This is a genomic window from Pseudoflavonifractor sp. An187 (genome assembly GCF_002160275.1).
GTDB classification, from domain to species: Bacteria; Bacillota; Clostridia; order Oscillospirales; family Oscillospiraceae; genus Enterenecus; species Enterenecus faecium.
Window position 1 is genome coordinate 1 of record NZ_NFKG01000057.1, and the last position, 2551, is coordinate 2551.

General features: G+C 58.1%; 2 protein-coding genes. Both read right to left on the bottom strand.

Annotation, left to right across the window (positions count from 1 at the left end; genetic code table 11):
- Positions 1-78: 78 nt before the first annotated feature.
- Positions 79-1695 carry an IS66 family transposase gene (locus B5F22_RS11780; RefSeq protein ID WP_242955128.1) on the bottom strand — a complete coding sequence of 539 codons (1617 nt, stop codon included), beginning with the start codon at positions 1693-1695 and terminating at the stop codon, positions 79-81.
- Positions 1696-1734: 39 nt separating this feature from the next.
- Complete coding sequence (gene tnpB, locus B5F22_RS11785) at positions 1735-2091, bottom strand: IS66 family insertion sequence element accessory protein TnpB (RefSeq protein ID WP_087392699.1); 357 nt, start codon at positions 2089-2091, stop codon at positions 1735-1737.
- Between the last annotated feature and the right edge of the window lie 460 nt (positions 2092-2551).

Genomic DNA, 2551 nt, shown 5'->3' on the forward strand with positions numbered 1-2551 from the left:
GTAACCGTAAAATCTCCCGGCGTATAAAAAGGCCGCCATCTCAGCGCAGAGGCAATGAGATGGCGGTCGGCATTTTCATTATGGTTTTGGAATTTTACATTTCTGAGGCGCATTCACCGGGAGGAAAGAGTCCGCCCAAGCCTTATCCGTCTGGCTCAGCCCCGGTGCGTTGTTCAGAAGCCAAACCAGGTAACGGTAGGGATCCAGGCCATTCTCCTTTGCAGTTTCAATCAGACTGTAGATCACAGCGCTGGACTGGGCGCCGGCGGGGGTGTTGGAAAAGAGCCAGTTCTTCCGGCCCATGACGAATGGTTTAATACTGCGCTCGGCACGGTTGTTGGAGAGCTCCAGCCTCCCGTCCTCCAGATAGCGTACCAGGTAGGGCCACTGCTCCCGCAGATAGTGCAGAGCCTTGCCCAGGGCAGACTTGGGGGCAGTCTTGGCGCTGGACTCATTTGCCCATACCAACAGAGCGTCTAAAACTGGTTTCTCCAGTTTCAGCCGCTTGTTATATCGTTCTTCCGGTGTCAGGTCCGCGAGAGACTGCTCCAGCTGAAACAGCCGGGTGCAGTAACACTCGCCGGTTGCCGCCGGAGACTCCTGCCGTTTCTCTTTGGGCAGTGTCTGCAGCGCCTCGTCAAACTTTCGCCTGGCGTGTGCCCAGCAGCCCACCACCCGGATATTCGGCCGTAGCTTGTGGTAGCCCTGGTAGCCGTCTGCGTGCAGCCAGCCGGAGAAATCCTTAAGGAATGCCTGGGCGTGCTCCGCCTTCCGGCTGGGCTGGTACTCATACAGGACAATGGGATACTCAGCGCAGCCGCTGGTCCGGTAGACCCACATGTAGGACTTGCTCGTAGATGTCCTGCCCGGCTCCTTCAGCACCTGCAGCGTGGTCTCATCCCCGTGCAGTACAGTCTCCCGGCACAGCTTCCGGTGCAAGGCGTCATACACCGGTCGCAACCAGGTGTCTGAGGCCTGCAGGATCCAGTTGGCCATGGTCTGCCGGGATAGCTTTAGCCCCTGCCGCTGAAACTCCTGCTCCAGGCGGTACAGCGGCGAGTACATGACGAATTTCTGCGTCATGATATGGGCCACCGCCTCTGGGGAGGCAAAGCTGCCCGGGCAGAGCACCGGCTGTCTGGGTGTTTTCCGGAGATTGCCTTCGCCTGTTTCTGCTTCGCACTGCTTGCAGGCGTAGGTATAGTACACATCCTCCCGGATCCAGAACCGGGCCGGCTCCATCTTCAGGCTCCGGCGCACCTCTTTCCCAATCTCCTCCATCACGGCGCCGCAGGTATCGCAGGTACGCTCTTCCTCGGAGAGGCGGTGCTCCACCACTTCCGTGGGGGTCCCCTCCGGTACGATATCCAGCACATTGCCGCTATGCCGCTTGCGGGCATGGGCCTTTACCGCCACCTGCTCCGCTGTGGCGTTCCTGGTCCCATAGGCATAGGTCTCCGCCTCATTCGCCATGAGAGACAGCTGGTCCATCAGCCCCTCCTGGAGCCGCTCTGAGGATGCCCCAAACTGCCGCTTCTTGGCAAGACCAAGCTGCTCCAGAAGCCATTGGTTCTGGAGCTTCAGCTCAGTCAGTTGCGCCTGCTGAGAATCGTATTCCGCCCGTGAGATGGTCACCATTTCCGGGGTGCTTGCGGCAGTGTTCTTCTCATGTTCCATGAGAAAATGATACCACAAAACGAGGCAAAAGGCCAGTGTTTTCAATGCTTTCCGGTATCATATTGCGCTCAGACCGCTCACCGCCTTGTTTGCCTTCGGCTGCTCTGTCTTCAGCCCCTCCATCAACCAGCGGTACTGCTGCGGCGTCAGAGCCTGCACTTCCTCCGTGCTCCGGGGCCATTGGAAACTGCCGCTCTCCAGGCGCTTATACAGCAGCAGAAAGCCGTCTCCCTCCCAGTACAGCGCCTTGAGGCGGTCCCGCCTCCTCCCGCAGAACAGAAACAGCGCCCGCTGAAAGGGATCCATCTGGAACTGGGTTTTTACCAGATTGGCCAGCCCATCAATACCTCGCCGCAGGTCTGTGTATCCGCAGGCGATGTACACCGGGCAGCTGCAGTTAAAATCGTTCAGCATGACTTTGCTGCCTGGAGAATTGCCTGCAGTGTGGCCCCATCCGCTCCCTCATAGACTTGGATCCGCACACCGCTCACCTCCATAGCGGCTACGATATGCCCGGAGGGCTGGGTACGCTCTTCTATGACCGGCACCTCTGCAAAGGTTACCTCCTGGACTTCTTTCAGGGCCTGAAACACCTTCCTCTGCCAGGAGAAATAGGTGGATACCGCTATCCCATTTTCCTGGCACCATTGACCTACCGGCAGCCCGCTGCTCCGGCAGGCCTCCACACGTCGGCTCCATTCCGCCAACCGGTGTTGTTGATTGGCTCTCTGTAAACTTGCCGCCTTCTCCATGCCTGCACCTCACTATCTCAGAGTCTTGAATACTCTCTGGTACTACCTTGTACTATTTCAGACTCTTATAGTTTGGCAGAGGCATTCTTCCCTGACAAGTCGCTGCTTGAATTGACGCTTAC

Coding starts and splice junctions, on each gene's coding strand:
- tnpB (WP_087392699.1), bottom strand. CDS start 2,091: ATGCTGAACGATTTTAACTGCAGCTGCCCGGTGTACATCGCCTGCGGA.